Annotated in this window: 29 protein-coding genes and 1 pseudogene; 6 read left to right on the top strand and 24 right to left on the bottom strand. The window is 62.7% G+C overall.

The annotated features are described in order from the left end of the window. The first annotated feature begins 28 nt into the window (after positions 1-28). Positions 29-835: a formate dehydrogenase accessory sulfurtransferase FdhD gene (gene fdhD / locus EHH60_RS02140; RefSeq protein ID WP_124158329.1), complete on the top strand. Its 807-nt coding sequence runs from the start codon at positions 29-31 to the stop codon at positions 833-835. Between the two features lie 181 nt (positions 836-1,016). On the opposite strand, the gene EHH60_RS02135 is transcribed toward fdhD, so the two are convergent. Next, on the bottom strand, positions 1,017-1,226 hold the full coding sequence (locus EHH60_RS02135) for a hypothetical protein (protein ID WP_124157848.1): 210 nt from the start codon (positions 1,224-1,226) through the stop codon (positions 1,017-1,019). Between the two features lie 114 nt (positions 1,227-1,340). Between EHH60_RS02135 and EHH60_RS02130 the strand changes: the two genes are divergently transcribed. Beyond that, a complete protein-coding gene (locus EHH60_RS02130; RefSeq protein ID WP_124157847.1) occupies positions 1,341-1,643 on the top strand; it encodes a PadR family transcriptional regulator in 303 nt (100 codons plus the stop codon). 17 nt (positions 1,644-1,660) lie between these two features. On the opposite strand, the pseudogene EHH60_RS38655 reads toward EHH60_RS02130, so the two are convergent. Then, positions 1,661-1,881, bottom strand: a pseudogene (locus tag EHH60_RS38655) (multicopper oxidase domain-containing protein). A gap of 87 nt (positions 1,882-1,968) precedes the next feature. Further along, positions 1,969-2,193: a hypothetical protein gene (locus EHH60_RS02120; protein ID WP_124157846.1), complete on the bottom strand. Its 225-nt coding sequence runs from the start codon at positions 2,191-2,193 to the stop codon at positions 1,969-1,971. Positions 2,194-2,477: 284 nt separating this feature from the next. Here EHH60_RS02120 and chrA point away from each other — a divergent pair, with 284 nt between their 5' ends. From chrA to EHH60_RS02105, 3 genes are all read left to right on the top strand, one after another. Next, positions 2,478-3,692 (top strand): chromate efflux transporter, encoded by a 1,215-nt coding sequence (gene chrA / locus EHH60_RS02115; RefSeq protein ID WP_124157845.1) that lies wholly within the window; start codon positions 2,478-2,480, stop codon positions 3,690-3,692. 394 nt (positions 3,693-4,086) lie between these two features. Next, positions 4,087-4,674, top strand: coding sequence for an ATP-dependent DNA ligase (locus EHH60_RS02110; RefSeq protein ID WP_124157844.1), 588 nt, complete (start codon positions 4,087-4,089; stop codon positions 4,672-4,674). Positions 4,675-4,731: 57 nt separating this feature from the next. Then, positions 4,732-6,015, top strand: coding sequence for an ATP-binding protein (locus tag EHH60_RS02105; RefSeq protein WP_124157843.1), 1,284 nt, complete (start codon positions 4,732-4,734; stop codon positions 6,013-6,015). Positions 6,016-6,034: 19 nt separating this feature from the next. Here the strand turns inward: EHH60_RS02105 and EHH60_RS02100 are convergent, their stop codons facing one another. After that, on the bottom strand, positions 6,035-6,499 hold the full coding sequence (locus EHH60_RS02100; protein WP_124157842.1) for a hypothetical protein: 465 nt from the start codon (positions 6,497-6,499) through the stop codon (positions 6,035-6,037). Positions 6,500-6,867: 368 nt separating this feature from the next. Here EHH60_RS02100 and EHH60_RS02095 point away from each other — a divergent pair, with 368 nt between their 5' ends. After that, entirely contained in the window at positions 6,868-7,203 is a 336-nt protein-coding gene (locus EHH60_RS02095; RefSeq protein ID WP_124157841.1) for a hypothetical protein, read from the top strand. On the opposite strand, the gene EHH60_RS02090 is transcribed toward EHH60_RS02095, so the two are convergent. The 20 genes from EHH60_RS02090 to EHH60_RS02000 form a co-directional block, all read right to left on the bottom strand. Continuing rightward, positions 7,200-8,459 (bottom strand): SGNH/GDSL hydrolase family protein, encoded by a 1,260-nt coding sequence (locus EHH60_RS02090; RefSeq protein WP_124157840.1) that lies wholly within the window; start codon positions 8,457-8,459, stop codon positions 7,200-7,202. The two genes, EHH60_RS02095 and EHH60_RS02090, sit on opposite strands and share 4 nt — an antisense overlap. A 188-nt stretch (positions 8,460-8,647) precedes the next feature. Further along, the gene (locus tag EHH60_RS02085) at positions 8,648-8,902 is read right to left on the bottom strand and encodes a spike base protein, RCAP_Rcc01079 family (protein WP_124157839.1); all 255 of its coding nucleotides are present in this window, start codon (positions 8,900-8,902) and stop codon (positions 8,648-8,650) included. A gap of 62 nt (positions 8,903-8,964) precedes the next feature. Next, entirely contained in the window at positions 8,965-9,222 is a 258-nt protein-coding gene (locus EHH60_RS02080; protein ID WP_158626705.1) for a hypothetical protein, read from the bottom strand. Positions 9,223-9,268: 46 nt separating this feature from the next. Then, complete coding sequence (locus EHH60_RS02075) at positions 9,269-10,558, bottom strand: hypothetical protein (RefSeq protein WP_124157837.1); 1,290 nt, start codon at positions 10,556-10,558, stop codon at positions 9,269-9,271. After that, the gene (locus tag EHH60_RS02070; protein ID WP_124157836.1) at positions 10,555-10,890 is read right to left on the bottom strand and encodes a hypothetical protein; all 336 of its coding nucleotides are present in this window, start codon (positions 10,888-10,890) and stop codon (positions 10,555-10,557) included. Before EHH60_RS02070 ends, EHH60_RS02075 begins: the two co-directional genes overlap by 4 nt. Next, on the bottom strand, positions 10,887-11,066 hold the full coding sequence (locus tag EHH60_RS37935; RefSeq protein WP_245454372.1) for a hypothetical protein: 180 nt from the start codon (positions 11,064-11,066) through the stop codon (positions 10,887-10,889). The genes EHH60_RS02070 and EHH60_RS37935 overlap by 4 nt, the downstream gene beginning before the upstream one ends. 19 nt (positions 11,067-11,085) lie before the next feature. Then, positions 11,086-11,592 (bottom strand): hypothetical protein, encoded by a 507-nt coding sequence (locus tag EHH60_RS02060; RefSeq protein ID WP_124157835.1) that lies wholly within the window; start codon positions 11,590-11,592, stop codon positions 11,086-11,088. Continuing rightward, the gene (locus EHH60_RS02055) at positions 11,589-12,497 is read right to left on the bottom strand and encodes an N-acetylmuramoyl-L-alanine amidase (protein WP_124157834.1); all 909 of its coding nucleotides are present in this window, start codon (positions 12,495-12,497) and stop codon (positions 11,589-11,591) included. The genes EHH60_RS02060 and EHH60_RS02055 overlap by 4 nt, the downstream gene beginning before the upstream one ends. A 68-nt stretch (positions 12,498-12,565) precedes the next feature. After that, positions 12,566-13,636: a phage late control D family protein gene (locus tag EHH60_RS02050; protein WP_245454371.1), complete on the bottom strand. Its 1,071-nt coding sequence runs from the start codon at positions 13,634-13,636 to the stop codon at positions 12,566-12,568. Next, positions 13,633-13,839: a tail protein X gene (locus EHH60_RS02045; protein ID WP_124157833.1), complete on the bottom strand. Its 207-nt coding sequence runs from the start codon at positions 13,837-13,839 to the stop codon at positions 13,633-13,635. Before EHH60_RS02045 ends, EHH60_RS02050 begins: the two co-directional genes overlap by 4 nt. Beyond that, positions 13,839-14,225, bottom strand: a complete 387-nt coding sequence (locus EHH60_RS02040) for a phage tail protein (protein WP_124157832.1) — start codon at positions 14,223-14,225, stop codon at positions 13,839-13,841. Before EHH60_RS02040 ends, EHH60_RS02045 begins: the two co-directional genes overlap by 1 nt. A 2-nt stretch (positions 14,226-14,227) precedes the next feature. After that, complete coding sequence (locus EHH60_RS02035) at positions 14,228-16,789, bottom strand: phage tail tape measure protein (protein WP_124157831.1); 2,562 nt, start codon at positions 16,787-16,789, stop codon at positions 14,228-14,230. A 1-nt stretch (position 16,790) separates the two neighbouring features. Continuing rightward, positions 16,791-16,928 carry a hypothetical protein gene (locus EHH60_RS37045; protein WP_158626704.1) on the bottom strand — a complete coding sequence of 46 codons (138 nt, stop codon included), beginning with the start codon at positions 16,926-16,928 and terminating at the stop codon, positions 16,791-16,793. A 20-nt stretch (positions 16,929-16,948) separates the two neighbouring features. Beyond that, positions 16,949-17,230, bottom strand: coding sequence for a phage tail assembly protein (locus EHH60_RS02030; RefSeq protein WP_124157830.1), 282 nt, complete (start codon positions 17,228-17,230; stop codon positions 16,949-16,951). Between the two features lie 66 nt (positions 17,231-17,296). After that, positions 17,297-17,800, bottom strand: coding sequence for a phage major tail tube protein (locus tag EHH60_RS02025; protein ID WP_124157829.1), 504 nt, complete (start codon positions 17,798-17,800; stop codon positions 17,297-17,299). Positions 17,801-17,812: 12 nt separating this feature from the next. Next, entirely contained in the window at positions 17,813-19,222 is a 1,410-nt protein-coding gene (locus EHH60_RS02020; protein WP_124157828.1) for a phage tail sheath C-terminal domain-containing protein, read from the bottom strand. Between the two features lie 82 nt (positions 19,223-19,304). Continuing rightward, complete coding sequence (locus EHH60_RS02015) at positions 19,305-19,778, bottom strand: hypothetical protein (protein WP_124157827.1); 474 nt, start codon at positions 19,776-19,778, stop codon at positions 19,305-19,307. Positions 19,779-19,795: 17 nt separating this feature from the next. Further along, entirely contained in the window at positions 19,796-20,389 is a 594-nt protein-coding gene (locus tag EHH60_RS02010) for a hypothetical protein (RefSeq protein ID WP_124157826.1), read from the bottom strand. Then, positions 20,386-21,471 carry a pyocin knob domain-containing protein gene (locus EHH60_RS02005; protein WP_124157825.1) on the bottom strand — a complete coding sequence of 362 codons (1,086 nt, stop codon included), beginning with the start codon at positions 21,469-21,471 and terminating at the stop codon, positions 20,386-20,388. The genes EHH60_RS02010 and EHH60_RS02005 overlap by 4 nt, the downstream gene beginning before the upstream one ends. Positions 21,472-21,477: 6 nt before the next feature. Beyond that, entirely contained in the window at positions 21,478-24,693 is a 3,216-nt protein-coding gene (locus EHH60_RS02000) for a DUF4815 domain-containing protein (RefSeq protein WP_124157824.1), read from the bottom strand. Positions 24,694-24,695: the final 2 nt, after the last annotated feature.

Here is a 24,695-nt window from a genome sequence, read left to right as displayed (position 1 = left end):
GACGCCCGCGGCCGCGGCCGCGGTCAATATGCCAAGGCTGACCTCGAGCGGCGCGCGTGATACGCGCGTCATGGCTGAGGAATGTCCCGTGGCACTCGTCTACGACGGAACGACAGCCGCCGTTCTGATGGCCACCCCGGCCGATCTGCCCGACCTCGCCCGGGGTTTTAGTCTCACCGAAGGGATCATTCGCGACATCGGCGAGATCGAGGAACTCACGGTCGTGCCCGGTCCCGACGGCATCGAACTGCGTCTCTGGCTGCGACCGGGCGCGGGGCGCCGGCTGAAGGAGCGACGGCGGCAGCTCGTCGGGCCGACGGGGTGCGGACTGTGCGGCATCGACAGCTTGCGCGAAGCGGGCCGGATCGCGCAAGCCGTCGAGCACGGCACGTGTCTCACCTCCGAACAGATCGGCACGGCGATTGCGGCCCTCACCGGGTCTCAAGTCCTCAATCACTGGACTCGCGCCACCCATGCCGCGGGTTTCTTCGAGCCGGACGGAGGGACCATGCTGGTCCGCGAGGACGTGGGTCGCCACAACGCGCTCGACAAGCTTGCGGGCGCTCTCGCCCTGGAGGGGAGATCCGGATGCAAGGGCGCCGTCATCCTCACCAGCCGGATATCGGTCGAGATGGTGCAGAAAACGGCGGCGATCGGTTCCGGCATCGTCGTTGGCATGTCAGCGCCGACGGCACTTGCAGTCCGGACAGCCGAAGCCACCGGCATCACGCTTGTCGGCATCGCACGGGGAAACGAGTTCGAGATATTCAGCCATCCGACGAGGGTCGGGATGCCCGCGGCGGAAATGGATCGCGCCCAAAAGCCTGGACCGTAGCGCCGGGTTGGCCTTGACCTCTGCGCTGCTCGGCAGAGATCCGACCTTTCAATGCTGGCGCCGGCGCCATCATCGGTGTGCTCGCAGGCAGCATACGTGGATAGCTCGCCGAAGAGGCGCACCAATCTCGCCCCTTGCGGTGTTCAGCGCGTAGACCCAACCCTTCCCGGGCTCACCCGCCTCAGCGCCAGGCTTTCTCGTTCTTCTGTTCGTAGTCCTTGAAGGCCTTCTCGAGCCCACCGAGGACTTCGGCGGACGTCTCGAACATCGCCTTCAACTGCGGTTCGTCGACCTTCTCGATGTCCTCGCGCAGATGGTTCCGAATGTCCGCAAGCGTCTTCTGCATCTTCTGCGTATGGTGCCGGGGATCGCGATCTGCCGCACTTGCCATGGCCTGTCTCCTCGCTCCTAATATGCCTCCGCCGGACACAGGAGCTCCGGCGGGACGCCGAGTTAACGGACCGTCACGAGCGTCGTTCCAATTACGAAATCCGATAACGGGAACATGAAGTACAAGGATTTGCTCACGGGATTCATCAGGCTGCACATTCTGCACCACGCCGCGGAACATGAAATCTATGGCCAGTGGATGATCGAAGAGCTGGCTCGCCACGGCTACAAGCTCAGCCCCGGGACGCTCTATCCGCTGCTTCATGGCATGGAGCGGAAAGGCTATCTGCGGTCGCGCAAAGAGCATCCCGGACGAACGGCACGCACCCTCTATCGGGCGACGCCGCTCGGCAAGCGCGGACTCGCATTGGCCAAGTCGCGGGTCCTCGAGTTCACCGGCGAGGCCCTCAAGAAGTAGCGATCATGCATATGTGATCAGCCCGGCGAAGCCTTCGTCCATGTGGTTTGATGATGGCGGTGGAACGAGGTCGGTCCGGGGCCGTCGGCGGCGAAATCGACCTCGGCCGTGGAGTATTTCGGCATGCTGATCGTGTCCTTGATCACCCCGGCGGTCGGCTTGTTCCTACCTTCGTGATCTCGAACGAGTGGCGATGCAGGGGCATGGGATGCTCCTCGCCGCTATTGTTGTTCAGCACCAGACGGTACCGCTTGCCCCTGACGACGGTGAAGACCCTGTGCAGCCGGGAGGGTTCTCGGATCGCCTAACCCAAAGCCCTCGACGGTCAGAGCAACTGGAACTCGAAGCCATGCAGCTGCGCTGGTGATACCCCCTTCAGCACAATGGCATCCTGAGTGGCGGGCGATGTAATGATCGTGTCCGGGCCGGCGTCGGTTGCTGCAGCCAAGATCTCGGCAACACTGCCGAACAAGTTACGACTGATCGCTATCGTATCATTATCGACATCGAAATCGCCGATTGTTGCGGTGCCAAAATTCTCATTGAACACGAAATTGTCGCTTCCTCCTGCGCCGAAGATCGTTTGTCTTGCAGCTCTTCAATGATGTCGATCATGATGGTCTCGAGTGCGCCTTCCGACCACGACGGCGTTATGACCTTCCCATTGCGCGCCAAGAGCACGCACGATCCGATCGCTTCTGCCACACGGCCATGCTGGTTCAACAGCGCCATCCCGGCGAGCTCGCATGATCTAGAACCGCTGAGACAATCGCCTTTTATCGAAATTCGATGACCGCTAGAACGACTGGAACGATGCGGGACGGAGGACAAGTCATGAGCGACGACGCGATCGAGGACAACAAGAGCGCCACCTCGCCTGCCGAAGTGCTCCTGATCTTCCTCAAATTGGGGCTGACCTGCTTCGGCGGTCCGATCGCGCATATCGGCTACTTCCGCGATGAGTTCGTCGTGCGGCGGAAGTGGATCGACGAGCACGCCTACGCCGATCTGGTCGGGCTGTGCCAGTTCCTGCCGGGCCCGGCCAGCAGCCAGGTCGGCTTCTCGATTGGATTGATGCGGGCAGGCTACCTGGGCGCGCTCGCAGCCTGGACCGGATTCACCCTCCCCTCAGCCGTGATCCTCGTCCTGTTTGCCTACGGCGCCAGTGCACTGAGCGGGTCGGTTGGCGCCGGCCTGCTCCACGGGCTCAAGCTGACCGCCGTCGCCATCGTGGCACAGGCGGTCTGGGGCATGGCGCGCAATCTCTGTCCCGACCGGGAGCGTGCGTCGATCGCGGTGATTGCGGCATTGATTATACTCTTCAGCACCGCTTCGATCGCCCAGATCGGCGCAATCGTTCTCGGCGGGCTCGCCGGCCCGTGGCTGTGCCGCAGCGAGGTGCCGGCAGCGTCCGGACACGTTGAAATCCGGGTGTCGCGGACCGTGGGCCTGATCACGCTCGGGATGTTCTTCGTCCTGTTGGCTGGGCTGCCCGCGCTGCGAGGCCTGACGGGATCCACGGGCGTCGCGCTGTTCGATGCGTTCTATCGCTCCGGCGCCCTTGTCTTCGGCGGTGGTCACGTCGTGCTACCGCTGCTGCGCGAGGCCTTCGTCGCCCCCGGCTGGTTGAGCGACGACGCCTTCCTCGCCGGCTACGGCGCTGCGCAGGCGGTCCCGGGCCCGCTCTTCACCTTCGCAGCCTATCTCGGCACGGTGGTCTCTCCTGAGCCGCACGGGCTCGCCGGCGCGGCGCTCGGCCTCATCGGCATCTTCCTGCCAGGAATTCTGATCCTGCTCGGCGCCCTCCCGTTCTGGGACACGTTCCGGAAACGCGCCGGTGCCCAGGCCATGATGCGGGGCGTCAACGCCGCCGTGGTCGGCGTGCTCGGCGCTGCGCTGTACGATCCGCTATGGACGACGACCGTGCATTCGCCACGCGACTTCGGCATCGCTCTTGTCGGCTTCGTCCTGCTGATCGCCTGGCGCGCCCCTCCGCTCATCGTCGTCGCCTTCAGCGCTGCCGCGGGCATGACTATGACGCTTGTTTGAGTTCATGCGTGGCTACGCCAGTGCTCTCTCACGAGCGAGCCAAGGTTTCCCTGGCGAGGAATTGGCCTACTGAAAACATGACCAAGCCAAAGGGACCAGCGCTCGAGACGCGCAAGATCGGGAAGCGAAGGATGCCGCCGAAGGCACGTTCGCGGTCTGGAGCAACAGGACGAGAGGAGAAGCCGCGAAATCTTTTTTCGTAACAGAGGCTTATCGCCCTTGGTGCGCTCGGAGGGAACCAAGTTGGGCTATTACCTATTGATTTCATTCGGTAATTTCGCCTGAAGACCTCGCCCTGTATCCCAAATTAATCCCAATTTGTATCACAGTAGCGCACCCCGATTCCGGTGCGCCGGGACTCCATTTCCGTCCTGCCGGTGCCTACATCCGCCACATGCAAAAGCGTATCGAGTATTGCTCGCCGAAGGCCGTGACGGCCGCACCGGCCGGTCCCGAATGGATACACGAAATCAAGCTCGACGGCTATCGCGGTCTTCTCGAACGCGACGACGACAACGTGCGGCTACGGTCCAAGTCTGGCCTCGATTGGACGTGGCGCTACCCGCTGATCGTCGAGGCCGCCCTGAAGCTCCGCGCCAAGCGCTTCGTGCTCGACGGCGAGATCGTGATCCTGACCGAGACCGGCGACGCAGACTTCGACGCCCTCCACGGCAACCGGCGGAACTCGGAAGCCCAACTCTACGCCTTCGACCTCTTGGCGCTCGACGGTGACGACCTTCGGGAACTCCCCCTATTCGAGCGCAAGGATCGCCTGGGTCGGCTTCTCCCCGATCCCACGGCCGCGATCTTCGCCGCCCCGTTCCAACCGGGCGAGCTAGGACCCGGCCTGTTCAAGGCGGCGTGCAAGGCCGGGCTCGAAGGCATCGTCTCGAAGCGCCGCGAGACCCGCTACCGGCCCCGCACATGCGATTGGCGCAAGATCAAGAACCGCGCCCACCCTGCATATTCGAGGGAGTTCTAGGCTACCGGGTAGCCAACCCTATGGAACCCGCTACAATCGCCGCGAATCGAGGTTCCGATGGCTATTCGCGGCATCACCGACGCAGACTTGAAGCTCATTCTCTCCGAAAACCTTACGCCTTCGGATTCGATTAAGACACCAGAACGCCTATTTGGGCGCGAGCGAACCCTGACCACCATCGACCGGGCATTTAGCTCGCCCGGCCGCCAGATTTTTATTTACGGTGATCGGGGCGTCGGTAAGACTTCTCTCGCCCTCACGACCGCCTTCATGCATACCGGCGTAGAAAACCTGCCGATCTACGTCATGTGCGGGCGCACAAACAACTTCGGGCAAACGATCCAAGCAATCGGCAACGCACTAATCCCCGTCGAGCAGAGACTTGAGAAAGCCGCTTCCGGGGGCGGCTTCAACTTTAGTTTGCCCGGCGGATTTGGCGGAATTGGCGTGTCCGATGGCACGCAAGCTTCTTCCAATATAACCGCGCCGCAATCGCTCAATGAGGCTCTTGACATCATTCGGTACGTCGCCGCGAAAAGAGCGAACACCACGATCATCATCGTGGATGAGATGGAGAGAATCGAGAGCCAAGCAGAGCGAGAGAAGTTTGCGGAGTTCATCCGCAATATTCCTGAGCTAAACGCAGACGTGCGTTTTATCTTCTGCGGCATCATGCATGACGTGTCTGAGCTTTTACAGACACATCCATCGGCAGGCCGCATCCTAGAGACAATCGAGCTTAAGCGCTTGAACTATTCCGATCTGTGGAAAATTCTGACGGTCGTCGCAAAGAAGCTCAACATCGAAATTCAAGAGGAAGCGCTGATCCGCATCGGGCAAGTGAGCGATGGCTTTCCTCACTACGTTCATCTCATTGGAGAGTGTCTTTTTTGGGGGATGTTCGATGACCCCGACGAAGTGACGAGATCAAATGCCGATCACTACAAAATCGGCATCACGGGCGCTCTTCAGAGAACAGAAGCGGCCTTACAGGCTGCCTATGAGAAAGCCACTCGCAAAACGCGAAACACAGAAGACTATGAAGAGGCGCTTTGGGCGCTCGCCGACAGCACTTCCGACAAACGTCAGATCAGCGACATTTACGACCAGTCGTACAAATGGATCATGATGAAGCGCACAGGCAGGTCGATGCTATCGCGAGAACAGTTGAATCAACGCTATCTTGCAATGCGCAAGGATTCTCACGCCAGAATCGTGGCAGGATTCGGCTCCGGGTGGTTTGCGTTCCGCGAAAACATCATGCGAGGATACGTGCGGTTGCGCGCGGAAGCCCAGGGCATCGACCTGGGTCGGCATGAAAATACTGCCGGAAGGCCCTAGGAGCCGCCCCGAAGGCCGATCAAGAAGAACCGCGCCCACCCTGCCTTCTCGCGCGAGTTTTAGGCGGCTCTGAGCCCGTGCCCGGCGCGACTAGGCAGATCAGCGTCGGTCGCCGCGTTGCGCCGCTATCGACCCGGCAGCGTCGGCAGAACAGCACGTCCGCAAGCGAGTGGATCGGCCGCTCCCGTGACCAGACGAGATCGGGCAACGGCACGCGCTCGACGTGGCGGCAGGCGGGGCATTTTACTTCGAGCAGCGTGAAGCCCGCCGAGATCGCCGCGCCGATGGTCGGCGAGGGATCAACCTCGCCGCCCAGGAAGCGCCGCGCGTTCCACTCTTCGCAGGCCAGCCGGTGGGCGACCTCATATGCGGCGAGCATCCGCGCCTCAAGATCAGCGTGCAGCCGCTCGGTGCGGGCAAGCTCGCGCGCGTAGTGCTTACGGTCGCCGCCCGAGAGCGGCATCATGCGGATGATGCGGGCCATGTCTCGATCCTACCGCCGAAGCAACGCGAGTCCCAGCCGCTAGGTTTCGTGGTTAAGGCACCGTCTAAACACAATGAGACCCGCGCGGGTCTCCCCGGCGGGTCTCTTAAAGCCGTGTCGCCCACGGCTCCCTAGCTGTTCTCAAGGCATTTTTGCGGATCGCGGTCGTCGGAACGGTAGCGACTCTGTTGCGTTGCCGGGCGGGTACGAAAGCCGCCGTCAGAACAATTTCGGGTCTTGGATTAAGGGCTCGAAAAAGGTGACATGAGAGAAGGGGTTTACTTCTTCATGACGGTGCTCCAAGTCAGTTGCGGAAGTCGTCCGCCTCAACGGCGATGGCTTACAGTAGCGATTAGGAGGCCCGTGACATGCCCATTCGAGTAGCCCTCATTGCCGCCGCCCTGCTTGCCGCAACCGCCTCTGCGCACGCGGCGAAGCGCCTGGAAGTTGGACAATCCGGGGTGTTGCACACAACCGCCCTGGCCTGCCCTACGCTCGAAGGTTTGCAGGCCGTGTTGAAGACTGCGAAGACGGACTTTCAAGCGGGGCTCGCGAGGGGCGCGGCCGAAGGGTGCAAGTCATACGGCAAGGGCATGGACATCTTCGTCGTTGAAGTGCCCAACGCCTTGGTCGCGTGCATTCGGCCGAAGGGAGAGAAGTCCTGCGTGTGGACGACGCAGGAGAACGTCTACGCTATCGACTAGACGCCCGCCATTGCGAAGATCGAGCTTCTGATCGCCGACGCCGACATGAAGGACAGGAACTCTGCGCCGGGAAGCGCCGGATGTGCCTTGTCGGGATCGACATAGAAGTCAGCATTGCCCGTGCCGTTGGTAGCGCCGATTGCGCCCGTGCCATTGAGCCACGAAGACGTGGCCGTGGACACCGGAGCGAAGGCGCACAGCGGATCAGCGAACTGAGCAACTGCCGCACCAATCGCGCCATCGGTCGCGATCTGTGCCGCGCTCGGGCCGCCAGCACCGGCCTGACAACCGAGCACAACAATCGGCGTCTTCGGATACGCTGCCCGCAAAGCCTTGTAGGCGAGCAGCGCTTCAGCGGTAATCGCGGCCGGGGTTTGCGATGCGTCGTTGTAGCCGTGGGAGATCACGAAGAGATCGAACGGCGCTTGGTTGGCGTAGTTGGGCAACTGGTCGCGCAGCTTTGATCGCGTACCCCCAGCCGTCGAGATGTAGCCCGTCGATCCCACGGCTAACTGACGACAATCGCGGATGCCAAGCAACTCGCAAGTCAGCACCGGCCATGCCGCGTTGGGGACCGGATAGATCGAGGCCGCGCTATTGGTTCCCTCGCCATAGCTATCGGCGAGCCAACCGCAGCGGATCACTTCCGACATATTCGGCTTCCAAATCGAAGCCGTCTGAGCGACACGGATCGACTTGATCAGCGACGGCCCCTTCGAGGGAAGCGAGGGAATGAGAGCACGAATGCGGCGGACCTTGCGCGACGCAAACGTCAGAAGGAAGAACGTGTCCGCGTTGTTCGCCGCGTTACCCGGCGTGCCAGCGAAATCGACATACTGCCCGTCAACCTGAAACATATGCTTGACGGCGCTCGACGTGTAGAAGCCGAACTGCACCTTGTCGCTATCCGTCAGGAACTCGATTGCACTCGCCCACTGATTCTTATCGGCCAAACCCGAGCCGATGTTGCCGTTGGTCGAGGGCAGCACACTCGAAACCGGCATGGCGACATACTGAGTCAGGATGGGAGTCGGCACCCCACCGTACCAAGCGATCTGATTGAGCGCCGCAGAGGTAAGCGCACCCGCCGCCGCGACCGTGAAAAACTTCAGAGTCGCGTCCGACCCCGAACTAACCGTGATGGTAGGCGGCGTCGCCATTGCAGGCCGCTCATAGGGGTTGTTGTTGAGCGCTGCGGCCATGATGGTCCGCAGACGAGCCAGCCTCGCGTACCCCGTTGCACTAAGATCGACCATGATTTACTTCCCTGCCAACGTCACGACGGGTTGGTTTTTGTTCGTGCGGTCCGTCACGCGCTCGCCGGTCGCGCGATCAGTCACAAACTCCCAACGGAATCCCGTGGGAGCGACTTGACCGTTTGCGAAAGCAGCGGCGCTCGCCCCGGCAGCGGGCTTGGTAATCTTGATGCCAAGACCGAGGCGCATTAGATCGCGCCTTCCAATCCGGTTGCCGTCGCGGCCGTAACGTGCGTCGCCCAAAGCGTGCGCGTTTCACCGGCGACGAAGTTGAGCGTGCGGCTCGCGCCGGTCTTCTTCATCGTTACGGTAACGGTGCCATCAGTGTTCGCGCGGATCGCGCGGATCGGCTGCGCGAGCGGATCGGCGCTCGGGAGAATCGGCACCCAATCGAGGGCGGGACCATCGAAGGGAACGGCGTAAGGATTCGAGGGGCGGGGCACGGGCATATCCTGTGAAAGTCAGAGACAGGAAAGCCCGTCGCACACCGCCGCGCGAGATCAGTTCAGTAGCCCATATTCCAATCTTCGTCGGGCTCGACGGACTCGATGAAGTGATCATAAAGCCAGCGCGGCCACGGCACCTTCGATGCCCAGCCGCCCTTCAGGATCGACTTGCCCAGGCGGCTCGAAATGGTCTCGTCATGCCAGCCGCCGAGAACCGCGTTGGCAAGCTGATCGATGGCGATCAGGATGTTCCAGACGTAGTCCCAGGCGACCTTCACAGCAGCACCCAATACAGGAAGAGCATGAACGCGGCCCACTCCGATTCTTCGCAGAGGCAAAAGATGAATGCGAGCAACAACAGCATCACGCCATCTCCTTGGGCATAGCGCTCGCCAGACGCGGGAAGGCAGCGGGCGTTTCCAGCTTGATCTCGCACCGCTCGCGCACGCCCCACGTCTCATGAATGAGGAAGAGCCATTGCTGCGGCGGCTCCAACGCGGCGCGCAGGCCGTTGCCGTATTCGCTGTAGCCGGGGAACGCGCCGTTCGAGAACACGTTGCCGGGGTTGCCCGAGTGGTGATAGTGGCCGTGCATAATGATGTCCGGCCGCCGCCCCGCGCGAGCTTGCTGCGCCTCGACCTTCTTGGTGCCGCGCACGATGGGGAGCATCGGCCCGGCAAAGCCCTGGCCGCCGCCGGTGCCCATCTTGTCGCCGTGCGTCAGGAAGGCCGTGCGGCCGAGCACCGGGATCACAGCGTCCGTTGCCACGGTGATCTGGAAAGTCACGCGAGGATCGCCCGAAAAGGCGTCTGCGACCATCTGAGCGATAAGCGTGTCATAGGACAGCTTCGCATAGAGCTTCGCGGTCGGCTTGAACGTGGTGCGGGCATGATTGCCGGGCACCGACGTAACGTGGATGCGGCGATAGGCCTTGAGCAGAAGCTTGATACCGGCGACCAGAATCTTGACCACCATACGGACCTGCTCATGCGAGGTCAGAGCGTTCGTGATCCGAAGCTCTTCGTGGATGTCGCCGGAAACCAGATCGCCGCCCAGGTTGAGCAGCAACCCTTCGAGCTTGGTGTCGGACGCCCAGCGCGGCCCGATCTCGCATGCGGCTTGGAAGAACTTCTTGGCGCGCTGCTCGGCGATGTGCGGGTTGAAGGCGTTGAGCCCGAGGATTTCATCGGGATCGACGACCTCGCCCATGTGCAGATCGGTGAAGAGCATCGACATGACCGAACGCGCGCGGTTGGACGTGCTGGCCTTCAGCAACCATTCCGGGGCCGGGATGTCGAGCGAACGGATGCCGCCGACTTCTTCGAGAAGCTTTTCGATGTGCGCCAGTTCCTTCTCGGCCGCGTTGTAGCGCGTGCGCCAGTAGGCGCTATCGTGGACCTCCCGGCGAGAGGGCAGCTTCTTGTCGCCCGGCGCGACGTACAGCGACCAGTTGGGCAGGAAGTTCTTCTCGCCGCGATTGGCGAGGGAGTCTTGCGCCCGCACCCAATCCGTCAGCGTGTTCTTGTTCAGCTTCAGGCGGCGCGTGGCTTCGAGAACGGCAGAGCCCTTGCCGCGATGCTCGGACCGATACGGCACGAAGCCCTCGCGCAGGCAGGTCTCGATGGCTTCTTTCTTCTGTTTGTCGGTGGTCACTTTGCTTTGCCTTGCGTCAAGAGAAACTGATCGAAGCGCTCGCCGATGCGATCCAACGCCCCAACCAACCGCTCTTCGATCCGGTCGAGCAATTGAATGGTCGCGTACTCGGTGGCGACCTTCTCGCGGAAGTGCGCGAGGTCGCGTTCGAGCGATGCGGCGAGACGCTGCGCTTCGGCGGCTGCCGCCTTGGCCTCATTGGCAATGGCCTGCCCTGCCTTGGCCGACGCTGCGTTCTGCGTGTGCGCGACTGCGTTGCGGATCAGAAGCGCGATAACCGCGCCTGCGCCGGTGCCGAGCAGGCCAATGAGCCATTCGGGGATCGTGATCATTTGACTTGGGCCTTCAGGCGCACGTTGCGCACGTTCGATTTGGAAGTAACGAGGCGGCGAGCGTTCTCGTCTGCACGCGCCTCTTCCAGCTTCCATGCAACGCGCGCGTCGATGCCGGGCTTGATCTGCCTGCTCTTCGGGGCCGGGTCGAGAACGAGAGTCGACTCGTGCGGCACCGAGAACTCGGGCTGCGGGCTAACGCTTGCCGTGGTTTGACACGCCGCCAGCGAAATCGTCAGGAGTGAGCAGGCAAGCAGCGTTCGGGCGATCCTTGAGGCGCTTTTCATAGTCATCGATTTGGTCCTGAGCTTCTTGGGCGCGCTGCGCCGCTTCATCACGTTGCTTCACGGCGGTCTCGGCTGCCTCGAACACCATGTTGAGGCTCTTGCGCTGCCCCTCGATCACGCCGTCACGGGCAGAGATCGCTTCGCGCAGCGCCTTGGCTTCGGCTCGGCCATCCGCGAAGCGGTAGCCGACAAGGAATGCCTGCGCCGCCAAGAAGACGTAGACGAGAACCGCCGCCACGGCGGCGTAAGGCGCAACCATCGGGAGCTTGCTGATGATCGGGAAGTGGCCGACGATCACGCAGACGAAGACGAGAGCCGCGAGCGAGAGGATCACCACGTCGGAGGCCGCGATCTGCCAAAGCAGATCGCCGAGCCCGAGCTTGTCGTTCAAGCTCACAAAAAAGTCCCTGATCATTCCTTCTCCAACCAAATCCAGAGGGCGAGGCCGATCAGGATGAAGGTGCCCAGGGCGACGATCACCTTCCAATCCTGAAGCACGCCCAGGAAGGAAGTGACCGACAAGCCGCCGAACAGGCCGGATACGGCAGTGATCTTGCTCTTGATGAACGCCTTCAGCCTGTCCGGCTTCGTCGCGCTTTCATCCCGCACGCCGCTGTGCGGTTCGAGCGTGACGGGCTCTTCGCCGGACTCGTCGGAGTCGTGGCGCTCGCCGTCTTCCGGCATCGCCATCAGACCCACCGGCTTGTAGGGCAGCGCCGAAGCGCGCAACTGATCGAGCGGATACAACGGATTGGTATCGATCTTCCGACCGGGTGAGATCATCCAATGCGTGATGATGTCCTCGATCTTGAAGGTCTCGGCGAGCGCGGCGCAGAGGTCGGTGACGGCCGCGATCTGCTCGGGGCTGTAGTGGAGCCAATAGCCCGCCCCGTGCGCCGTGGTCTTCGCATACTCGACCTTCAGCGACGGGTCCTTGTTGGTGTCGATGGTGCAGACATCGTTCTTGTAGACGCCGTCCGACACCTTCTGAAGCTTGCCGGGGTTGTCGATCTCGATGCCGACCGCATAGCTGTTCAGAAACTTCAGCCCCTTCCATTGGGACTGCCCGGCGTGCCACGCCACGACATTGAACGGCACAAGCTGGGTGATCTTGCCCTGACGGCTCACGACGACATGCGCCGAGACCTTCGCCGCCGGATTGGTCAGCCACGAAATGTCGCCGTCGTCCTTGAGGCCCGAGGCAGTGTCGTGGATGACGATGAAGCGCGGCTTCAGCGCGCCGCCGTGGTTCGGGCTCTTCTTGAACGGCATCGCCACGCCGTTTCGAAAGCCCATTCCATTCTTGATCGTGATCGACATGGATGTCTCCGTTTGCTGAAGACATCATTGCCAATCGTTGCATTCCGCGCAGGGCCGTTCGGGTAGCCCTACTCCCCGCCGCCGCCGCCCCAAAAATCATCGCTTCCCTCGCCCGAAGTCTCGCAAGAGATGCGCGTCGTGAGGCCCTGATCGTTCAGGCGATGCGTCGCCGACTTGATCGTGTAGCTGCCGTCGCAGTCGGGATCGAAGCCGATGGCCGTGATGCCCGCACCGGCGAACATCTCAGTGCGACCCAGGAAGTTGGCGGCGAAGACCTTCTTGCCGCGAGCGAGCGCGCCCTTCGTGGCCTTGGCCTGCGCCTCCGCCTCTTCCTTCGTCTTGAAGAGCTTGCGGCTGCGAAAGACCGGCGACCCGCCGCCTTCCTTCACCCACTCGCGCTCGCCCTTCTTGATGTTGTGCCACGCGGCCTCGACCGACTTGTAGTCACCGCGCGTCGAGCCGGTGCAATCCCAATCGGTGACGCCGACTTCGGTCAGCACGAAGACAGGGGCCGCGCCGCCGCTAGGGAGCACGCCAGAGCCCGCCTTGTTAAAGATGACCTTCTCGTCAGCCAGCTTGAAATTCGCGCCCACGCGGCCCGCCAAGCGCGTCAGGAAGTTCAGGTCGGACTCGCTCGACTGATCGATATGGTCGATCTTGATCCCGCCGACCTCGCCGTTGACGATGGCCGACAACCCGTTGCGCCCGGCGATATACTGCACGATGTCGTCCACGCTCTTCTCATGATAGGAGCGCGACTTCGGCGATTTGATCTCGGTCGTGAGACCGGCGGCCTTCGCCGTCACGGTCATGATCTTCGGTCGCCCCTTCTTCGTCCAAGAGTCGATCAGGAAGGTGCCCATGTAGTTGACGCCGGTCTCGACGAAGCCGAGCGAGACCTGAAGCTTCGAGCCCTTGCCCGGCGCGGGGATGTACTCGCGATTGTCGATTTCAAGCTCGCAACTATCGGACTTCTTGCCTTCGTTGTCCTGAACGGTCAGCGAGAGCAGCGGTCCGCCGCCCAGGACGCCGCCGGGGATGACATGCCCGCCGCCTTCCAAGGGCAGGCCGAACGGGGCCGGGATCAGGTTGGCCGTGATGTCGCGGCCGTCGAGCAGGATGCGCGCAGCGGGCGTCACGACCAAATCCTCGCGGCCGTCTTGGCCTTCTTCACGGTGAAGGCCGGGATGTTGATGGTCATCCCCTGGGGGAGCTTCGTCCCCGCCGCAGCAAGGCCGGGGTTCGCGCGCAAGATCGCCTCCGTCGCGCCGTGCGTGACGCCGAAGCGGTTGTAGGCGATCAGGTCAACCGTATCGCCTTCGATGGTGATGTATTGCTCCATCAGACGTAAGCCTTCAGTTCAATCGTGAACTCGATCTTACGGGGGGCGCCGTCCGACATCAGGGTCTCTTGCCCCTCCCTGATCTTCTCGATCACGTAGTTCCCGAGATAGCGGCCGAAGCCGGTAACGAGAGGGAGCGGCTGCCCAAGACCGGCTTGCGCCCGCATCTGATCGACCTGCCGCAGCCCGCCGCGATAGTGCGGATAGATCACGCCATCGAGCGTGATCGTGTCCTCGCCGGGGCCGACATACTGCGGAGCCGGGGCCATGCCGATGCGCTCCGTGGACGGCCAGCGCCATGCAGAGGTCCGGTCGAACTTCTGGTAGGCGGCATTGTTGATCGAGAAGCGGTACGCGCCGAGCGCGAGAAGAACGGTGCTTTGCATGATCAGTCGCTCAAGAGTCCGCGCTGCTCGGATTCGAGTCGCGCGAAGGCCGCGTAGACCGCGTCTTCAGCCGCCCGACGAACATCGTTGGGGTTGCCGCCGTTTACTTGGACGGTGATCTGCGCGGTGTTGCTGCGCGAGACCGTCGTGCTGCTTTCGTTCGAACTCGCAACGGCCGAAGCGCCGTCCGCCGTGAGACTGCGCAGACGGTTGTTCGGCTCGATACGGCCGGACATGCCGGGCACGAAAAGCTCGGGGCCTTGCTCGCCAACCAAATACGGCTTGCCGAAGCTCACGGGTCCGCCCTTGGCGCGAGCGCCTGCGATGGGCGCAGGGGCCGCGCCCCCAGCCGGTGCCGCTGCCTTGCCGCCGCCGCTGCTAAAGATGCCCTTGATCGCGCTGCCCAGCGACATCGCCTTGTCGATGGCGGTGCCGAAGAACCCAATGAGGCTTTGGATCGCGGAAATCACGTTCCGCACACCCGCCGCCGCGACGCCGCCAACCGTCTGGCCCCACTCACGCCACTTCGCGTTGGTCGCGTCGAGCGGGCCAAGCAACTGCGTCATCCAGTTGTAGACGGAGCCCAGCCCATCGGCGATAGCCTTCACGGCAGGACCGGCCGGTCCGAGCCCTTCCATGAAGCCTTGGCCGAACCCGGCGAAGAACTCCTTGATGCCCGCCCAATTGTTGTAGACCCACACGCTCAAGGCCGTCAGGGCGACGACCAGCGCCGCGATGATCAGGCCGACAGGGTTGGCGACCAGCGCCCACATGGCGACGCCGATGGCCCGCAGAGCCGTCAGGGGGAAGAGCAGGATCGACCGCCCCAGGGCGAGCAGAGAGCCGCCCAGGGCCGAGAGCGTCGCCCCTGCCCCGAGAGCCGTCAGCATGCGGAAGCCCACTGCCATCGCCGCCAAGCGGCCTACAGCGGCAGCCCCGACGCCAGCGATCACCCCGGCGAGCAGGCGGAAGGGCAAGAGCATCCCGAGCAGGGCGAAGTTGAGGCCGCGCATGGCGAGCATGGCGACGCGACCGAGCGAGCCCAGGACGAAGAGCAGCGGACCGGCAGCCGCCGCCGCAGCCGCGAAGTAGACGCCCGTCTTCAACAGCGCAGGGTTCGAGGCCGACAAGCTTTGCAGCGTGTCCGCGAGCTTCGTGAAAGCGTTCGCGATGTCGTTGCCGACCGACTCGACGACAGTGTTGCGGAACTTTTCCCAGGCAGCGCCGAGCTTGAGCAGGACGGCGGGCAATCCTTGGTTGGCGATCTTGTATTGCTTCTGCGAATAGCCGTCTGACTTCTCTTCGACCTCCCTGATCATCGCGGGCAGATCGGCCTTCAGCAAAGCCATGTAACGCGAGATATGGCGCGCTTCGAGAATCTGCGCGATGTCGCCGGTGGTCGCGACACCGTCGTCCATCTTCTTCTTCAAGTCGGTCATGAACTTCGTGATGTCCACCTTCGACCCGGCAGCCGCGACGGCATCGTTGACCGACTCCGAAATCTTGTCGGCATCGACGGCCGACGAACTGCCGATCGCCCCCTGAACCGCCTTGGTGATCGCGGCCGACAGCCCGGCATGATCGCCCTTGTTGTTCTTGATCGCGTCGGCGATTTGGCTCTTCACGCCGCTCGCGTCGATGCCATCGGCCTTCAGGTTCTCAAGGACCGTGTCGGCCGTTACGGGACGCGCCTGGGTGTAGTCGGACAGGTTCATGCCGATCCGGCTCAACGCCTTCATGCCGCCCTTCGGCATCTTGACCAGACGCACAATGGCAGAACGCAGCGCGACGCCCGCTTCGGAGCCGAGCACACCGGCCTTTGCAAAGGCCATGACCATCGCCGTCACGGAGTCGAGAGAGTTGCCGGTCGTCGCCGCAACGCCGCCCGCATACTTGAACGACTCCGAGATGTCCTTCATGGACGCGACCGTGGACACCGCCGCGTAGACCATGCGGTCCGTAACGATGGTCGAAGACTTCATCGCCTGCTCATAGGTCTTCATGGGCATGCGAAATTGCGTGATGGTCTTGCTGAGCGACGCGCCGACATCAGCGGGCGTCATGTCGCCCGCAAGAGCGGACGCGGCCAAGACCTGTTCGAGCGCGCCCTTGGCCTGCTCGAACGTGAAGCCCGCCTTCAGAAGCTCGGTCGCAGATTTCATGATGCCCGTGGCACCACCGGCGTCAAATCGACCGGCCAAGTCCTGCGCCATCTTGGAGAGCTCTAAGCGCTGCTCTTTGGTGGCTTCTCCCAACGCCTCGACCATGTTGCCTGCCTTGGCGAACTCGGCGGCATCCTTGATCATGTTCGCGCCGAACCACGCGCCGGGCGTCGTGACACCGAGCGTCGCGTTGCGGCCGTGCCGCTGGATCGCGGCCATGCGCTTCGAGGTATTGGTGAGATGTTGGTTCACGGCCGCGAACGGCGCGTTCATTTTCGCAGCCATCGACGCGAGCGAAGCACTCAGGCCATTGACCTGGGTCTTCGCTGCGTTGACTGCGGCGTTGAGGCTCGGGCTGACCTTACCCCCGATATTGACGAAAACGGAGAAGCCGGTCGCCATGTTACTTTGCCTTCATCGCCTTGTTGATGTCGGCCTGAAGCTTCGTGGCATCTTCAAGCCAGCCGTAGAAGTCGTCGAGGGACATTTCCTCGACCTCGCTGATCGTGACGCCGCCCTTGGTCAGCCGAATGAGCGTCAAAATCCCCTTGCGGAGATCGCTTAGCTCGACTGACCCCCACGAAAAGCATCGAGTTGTTCGCCCAACTTCATGGCGTCGATCTCGTCAAGCTCTTCGATCACGTCCGGCGAGACGTTGCAGAGATCGGAAAGAAGCAGGATGCCCTTGTCGGCGTCATGCCCCTTGAACTTCGCAGCCTTCAGCGAGTCCTTCGTCTTCGGCCGACGCATAGTCAGCGACTTGTAGGTCTTGCCATCGACCTCGAACGGAAAATCGAGGGTGATTTCCACGGACAGGCGAAGGTCTTTCTTCTTGTCGGTCACAGTCTAGTTCTCCCGCTTAATTGTGGCCGACCCGCCGTAGCGAGGTCGGCCGTTGGTGGTGGTTGGTTACATGCCCATCGCAGTGCGGATCGACGCAAGCTGATCCACGCCGTTGACGATGCGGATCATGTTGTCGATGTCGATCTCGACGACGACGGTGTCCTGAATCTGAATCTTCAGATACCGGATGGACATCTCGGCTTCGTTCTGCGTCAGGTCGCCCGCTTTCCAGGTGCCCAACGTGTTCTTCTTGAAGCCGCCGTGCAGATCGACAGTCATCGGGACCGCAGTCTCGCCGTCGCGCTGAAGAGCGCCGCGAAGCTGGATACGGGCGGCGTTGCCGTCCATGTTGCCCCAAAGGCCGAGAATCTGGTTGGCATATTCGCCGAAGGTGAACTTGGCCGTCAGAGTCTCCAAGCCCATGTCCAATTCGACATTGCCGTCCATGCCGCCGCCCCGATACTCTTCGGTCTTGACGGCAAGCTCGGGCAGTTCGACTTCGCTGATGCGACCGGCATAGCCGACGCCATTCACGAAGCTGTTGAAGTTGCGAAGTACGCGCGGGATCATCTTTCGTCCCCGTTATGCGAAGAGGTTGCGGATGTAGTCCGAGACGAGATGCGACCGGAAGGTCACGCGCTCGGCCGGGTACGGCGGGGTAAAGTCATACGAGAACGTCACATGACCCTGGGAGATGTCGGCTTCGGTGTTGAACTCGGGATCGACCCAGCAGTCGCCACCGAGGATCGCACCGCGCACGCGAAGCTGGCGCATGTACGCGCGAACCGACGCGGTCACGTCCTCGAAATACTGCTTGGTGATCGAGCGATCCACCGCCCAGCGATGGGCCTTCGCGATGGAGATGTCGATCATGTCGCCGGTACGCGAGACGGACAGGAAGGCGAACTTCGGATCGGCCGAGCAGGTGCGGTTGCCCCACAGATACCAACCTTCGTCGCGAATGAACGTCGCGATCTCATTCTCGTTGAGAATGTTCGCGCGGCTGTTCTTGTCGCCGTAGGCGTAGTCGATGGGACGGCCCAGGCCGCCGATGCCATAGACTTCCTTGTTCGACGGCGACTCCCAAAAGCCCTTCTCGTTGTCCACGCGCGAGATCAGGCCAGCCACACGGGCGGATGCGCGTTCGAGCGAGTAGGTGTTGGTCTTCACGGACCAGCCGGACACGGTCGGATCGACGATGAAGACGCGGCGGGTGCCGTGGTCGTTGCGATAGGCGAACGCGGCGGCATCGGTGGTCGAGGGACCATCGGCGATGATGTGCGCCTTGAAGCCATCGGCCAGCGACTTCAGTTCGTTCACGACCGGGTTCGCCGAAGCGCCGATCTGGATCGTGACAGTCGCGCCGGTGCCGTCGCCATTGATGGTCGCCGTCAGCGGCGACACGATCCCGTAGCCCAGCGAGTCGAACTCAAGGCCGGTGATCTTGCCGCCGGTGATGATCGGCTTCGCGGTCGGCAGCACGGCCCCTGCGCCGCCGCCGGTGAAGGTTACGGTCGCCTGGGTGTAGTTCTGGCCCTGCGCGGTGACGGTGTGACCGGCAACGCCAAGCGGGCGCTGATGCGTGAAGCCCGGCGCGATCAGGATCATCGGAGACACGCCGCACTCGGCTTCGGCCGCGCGGAAGACGTGAATGCCGGTGAACTCGCCGGTGTTCGCATCGACGCCGCCGATGACCTTCGAAAGCTGCTCATTCTCGTCAACGTCATCCTCGACGCGGACCACGACGACGAGCGCGCCGCCCTGATCGTAAATCGCGTCGATGGCCTGCGGCAGCGTGCCGGTCGCGCCGATCATGGCGGCGGCCTGACGGCGGTTGACGAGGACGGGCTTGTTGAGGGGGAACGCCACTTCATTCGCGGCGGGAGCGGTGCCGATCAATCCGATGACGGACGAACGGACGGTCTGGATCGGCCGGGGGCCGCTATCGACGACGACAGTCTCGACGCCGTGAAGGAAATCGGTAAGGGACATCTGTTCTCTCAATCCTCAGTATTGGGATTGAGCGTACCCTACCGATCGCCCTGCCCGGCGTCGGGACCGTTTCGGTATCCTTTCAGAAGGTCTGCGCGAGCAGAAAGAGCGCCCTCAACTCTTCGGGGCTCTTGTTCAACTGCTCGGCTGCGCCGACAACGAACGGATGGGTGCTTTCGAACTCAGTCGTCCATTGCCAGCTATCTTGCACGTCGCGCGACTGCGATGCCACGTACTCTTCGATGTCGTCGCGCAGATTCGTGGCGTTCATCGCGAGCCGCAGTTGGCGGGCGCTCGCCTTCAGAACGGCCGGTTGCGTGATGACGACTTGCTTCACCACGCCGTCAACGCGCTCGATGTTGGTGCTCACGACTTCCTCGCCAGCGGGCACCGTCGCCGGTGACACCTTGAAGATGCCGATAGCCGCGAGGTCTGCGTCTGACCAAAGCTCGACAACTTGCCAGCCATGCTGCACGTTGCCGACAGTGAACGACTGCCCGATGACAAGTTGGGTGAAAGTCCCTGCCGGGGACTCCTGAACGACGATCTTATCCACGGAAACTCCGATTCAGCTTAGGTCCAAGACATAGTTGCAGATGCGTTCGCGCCGCCAGTTGCTTGCGGCTGGTAGACGTAAAAGCGGCTGGGTCCGCCCCCGCCGCCGGTAACAAGCGTGTAGCTCGACCCTGCCACCGGAGCGCCGGGATCGAACCAATTCCACGTCCTGCTGACGAAGCCGCCCCGACCGCCATTGCCGCCGTAGTAGCCAGCAACGGGGCCTGCGCCGGCCCCCCCGGCGTTGCCGCCGCCGGTCGTGTTGGTGGTGCCGCCGCTTGCGGTGCCCGGCGATCCGCTCGCGCCGTTCTGTTGAAGGTTGAAGTTGCCGTTGCCGCCGCCGGTGCCGCCGTTGGCAATAAGGGTGACTCCCGGTGCCGCAAAGTAACTCTGCCCGCCAGTGCCGCCCCACTCTTCGTTTGCACCGGTTGAAGTGTCGGTATCGAGCATGTTGCCGCCACCACCGCCCGCCCCCCAAATTTGCATCGTGAGCGTCTTGTAGACGGGGATTACAACGCTCCGCGATCCCGCACCCCAATTTTGAGAGCCAGGAACAGAGGGCGGTTCGAGGCCGCCCACCCGAATGCGACTGATGAAGGGAAGGATAATCACGAAAGTTTCCACCCTGCGCCAAGCCACTGCGCATAGTTCGCGTTGTAGACTCCAGTGAAGACCAGCGCCCAACCATTTGCCCCCGTCGCCACCGTGGGAGCGATGCCGTTCGGGAAGCGGACGTTGCTATTCCAACTCACGGTCCTTCCGCCGGTGGCATCTTGCACGAACGTCACGTCAACGTTCTGCCCATCCTTCGGATTGAGGAAGTTGACGGTCACGTTGCCAGTGAGGACGACGCGGAAGCGGACGCCGTTATTGCAGTCGATGTTGAGGTTCCCGCTCCCGCTGACGCCAAGGTCAACGAAGCCTGCGGCGTCCCAGGCTTTGTCGGTGGTGATGAGATCACTGCCAGTCTTGGACCGGATGGCCGCTGCGGTGGCCACATTCGCGGCGGTGAACACCTTCACCCAAGCGGTCCAAGTCGTGCCGTTGTACCACCGCTCATAAACAATCCCGAGGTCATGTGCGTTGAGGCGCTGGTAGACGTACACGCCCCACTTCTGCACCCACAAGGTGCAGCCGTTGGACGACGGACTATTCCCTAACGCGGTGCCCATATAGGCACCGTTCTTCGACGTGAGAGTATTGAGGTCGGTGCCGTTCGCCAGCGTCACGCCCGCCGGGCCGAACGCCTCCATGTCGAGGTTGATGCGGGCATTGCTTTGCTGCGATGCGGACAACCCCTGAGAAGACGTATCGACGCGAAGACGGTTCGCGAGAGCGGTGAGGATTCCAGAGATGGCCGTGTCGTCCGCAGTCAGCTTGTCGGCGATCTCCACCAGGGTGTCATAAGCCGGACCGACGCCACCCTTCAGGGCATCAATCGCCGCAACGATCATGTCCTTCACGCGCTTCACGGCGGGCACTGCATCGAGCACCGTTCCGGCCGTTGCCTCTGCCGCCGTGGCGAGCCGCACGTCGCCCGTCGTCGTCTCGGACGCAATCGGCGGCTCTACCGCCATGCTATCGATGTCTTCGCTGATCGTCTGAATAGCGTCACGAATCCGTTGCGCGTCTTCACGCGCAACGTTGTCGGGATGCGGAAGCGGATAACCGCGCGTCGTGAGATCGTTCGGCATGACCTATTAACCCGTGGTGGACTTGACTGCGACGGCGCGAATGTTGCGGGCGTTCGAGCGAGCAGCGGGGCCGCCGCCGATCTTCACGTAGGCCCGCGTCACCGCAAGGTTGACGTGGTCGAGCATGTACTGACGCTCTTCCCAGCCATCGCCGAGCGGCGTGGCCTTTTCGAGCGTCAGCGCGTTCGAGGCCGACCAAACCGGCAGGCCCGCGTTGACACCCGTCTGAATCTTCGCCTCGAAGGTCGCGTTACCGGGCAGGTAAACGTCGAGGATCAGTCGGACCTTGGAGTCGGTGCCCGCTTCGAAAGCGCGCGTGATGTAGTCGCCGGTCGGCTGGATCGCACCCGCCACGACCTGAAGGTACGGCAGGATGATCGGCCAAAGATTGTTCGAGCCGGTGACGCGCAGGCGAACCTTCAGCGTGCCGGTGATGGCCTGGGGCAGCGAGACGTTGACCGCCGGGGCCGTCACGTACTTCGCGCCGTTCGGGGCCTCGAACTCGACCTCGATGGACGTGCCTTCGGGACGCTCGGCCGCGAGCAGCGGCATCAGGTCCGAGCAGGACACGACGGGCAGATCACCGAGTTCAATGGTGCGAACCGCCTGCGCATACTTGGCGCAGCGGAGCCGGAAGCCGAGCGAACGACCGGGCTTCGGCAGCCAGGTGCGCGAGTCCGAGCCGTCGAGGAAGGTGCCCAGCGGGAAGGCGTTGGAAGTCACCCAGCCATTGATCTGATCGAAGCCGCCCAGGTCGGCGATAGCGACCGAATGGGTCGGGTCTTCGGTCAGAAGCGTGATGGCATAGCTGCGATCCTCGCGCAGCGTCACCGGGCGCTCGAACGCGGCGAAGGTCCAATCGCTTTCGACGCGCGGCTGAACCGAGAGCGGGTCGATGACCTTCACCGTATTCATGTCGAGGATCGACTCGGCGACAACGCGCTCGGTCGGAATACCAAGCTCGACCTCGCGGATTTGCACGCGGACCGGCTTGGTCTTGTCGCCGACCTTCGTGAACTTCACGTCCACGCCGAGCGCCTGCCGGGGCTCGCTCAGACGGAAAGTCTGCGCGAGCGGATCGGCGCTATACCAGAACGTCGTGACGACGGTCCGTTCATTGTTGATCGTGGTCAGCCAGCCATGGGCGGTGTAGAGCGCATTGGCGGTCGAGCCGCCGAAGCCTTCGAAGGCGACGTGCTTCACGCCGACAGGGACGTTCGCCGGAATCTGGAACGCCGAGGTCAGCGTGCCGTTTTCGTCGGCGCGGATCGTTCCCGCCGGGGTCACGTCGATGTCGTCGAACGTCACCTTCTTCAGGACTTCGTTATAGCCCCACTTGTGGATGGTGAAGCCAACCGATCGCTGCCGGATGGTCTCTTCGGCGACGGTCGTGCTGTTGACGATGCGATCCGTGGTCTCCGTGGTCGTCCCGATCAGCGGGCCAGCGGCGAAGTTCGTGCGCTGCCAAGCGACGCGCGACGTGAAGACTGAGGTCCAAACGTCCTGCGTGTCGGTCCAAAGATCGACGGAGGGGTTGAGGGCGACATCGGTCGCCGGGGCACCGAACGACGCATACGGGTTGATCTTCGACTCGCCGGTGATCTGGCGCTGCTCAAACACGTTCTCGAACGTGTAAGTGAGCGTCGTGTCGGCGGGCATGGTCGTGACGGTCGGGATGATCGGCAGCCAAAGCAGGCCGCCGAAGATCGCGCCGGTCTGCGGAAGGCCCTGATCGCGCATGTCGTCATCGAGAAGCGGATCGACGAACACACCGCGCTTCGAGGCGACTTCCTTGCGGTCCACGTCGCGCTGAAGGCGCTCTTCAGCGACCAGCGCGTAGAGATCGCTGACCATAGTTTCGAGGCTGCGCAGGTCGGCGAAGGGCATGCGGACGGTCGCGACCTGCTTAATGGTCGGGACAAGTCCCCAATTGTTGTAGACATCGGCCAACTTGTGAAGCGTCGGCGCGACCGTCGTCGGCTGCGGCGCGTAGAGGGAGCTAATGCCCTTCAAATAGGAGATCGCGCCTTGCTGATCGACCACAATCGCGTCATAGCGCGGCAGCTTGGTCACATACTTGACAAACGCAGTCGTGTCGTTCGCAGCGCCGGTGATGTCGAACCCGTCGCGCGTGATGTTCGTCGGCGCGACGTTGGTCAGGTAGCGATACGTGACCTGATAGGTCGAGCCCGGCGCAACTTCGGCACCGTTCGGCGACCAATCGACGGCGGCGCCGGTCAGCTTGTAATCGGCCGTGGGTGCATAGACGGTCGCGCCCTGCTTGACTTCGCGGATCGAGAGCACGGTCGGATCGGGCAGCGCATCGGAAACGCCTGCATAGGTGCCGTGCGTCAGCGTGACGGTCTTCTCGGCGATGATCGTCACTTCCTCAACAGAGGCGATCGGAGCGAAGCGCACCTTGATCGTCTGCGTGCCGGAATTGACGGCATGCGGCTCGTCGTCGATCAGCATGATCTCGGGCTCTTCCGTCACGCGAAGGCGTGCGGAGGCAGGCCGAGTCCGCTTGTAGCCCCAAACGTTGATGGTGCCTTCCGAGATGGTGAAGTTCTGCTTGCTGTTTTCGTCGAGGCCGAGCGCCTTGACGTTGAATCCCTCGACGACATAGCCGCCGTGCGCCTCGCGGTCATACCGCGCGAGCAGATTCGCCCAGGCGTCGTCGATGCCCGGTTCGACCGGCGTATCGATCACGCCATCCTTGATGGTGTAGATCGGGAAGAAGTCGCCTTCCTCGCCGTCTCCCTCGAAGCCCCAGCGGCCGAGCATCGCCAGCGCTGACGCACCGGGCTCGCCCTGCGCGCGCGTGCCGGGAGCCATGCCCTTCAGAGTCGGGTCCTGCTCATAAGTGACGGTGAAGGTGCGCAGGCGGATGCCGATGACGACGGTCCCAACCGCCGAGATAACAAGGTTCCGGGCCTCGATGTCATGCACCGCGCCGCGAATGTAGACCTTGGCAGCCGCCAATTGCGCCTCGACGGTCGCGTTGATGATCGGCCCGAGCACGATGGCCCCGCCGCTGACAAGCGAGCCGTCGCGCCAGAACGCATCGGCGACGCCCTTCAGGCGGTTCGCTTCGATGTCCTGAATGACGTTGATCTCATTGCTGGTCAGGAAGCGGTCATAGTGCGCAGCAAGACGCTGATAGCCCTTGGTCTTATCGAAGGTGTTGATGTAGGCCGGAAGTTGGTCGCGAGCGTCTGCCATTT

Source organism: Bradyrhizobium sp. RP6, from assembly GCF_003837805.1.
Classification (GTDB): Bacteria; Pseudomonadota; Alphaproteobacteria; order Rhizobiales; family Xanthobacteraceae; genus Bradyrhizobium.
Note: the sequence above shows the minus strand (reverse complement) of the source record. Positions and strands in the feature narration are given on the sequence as shown.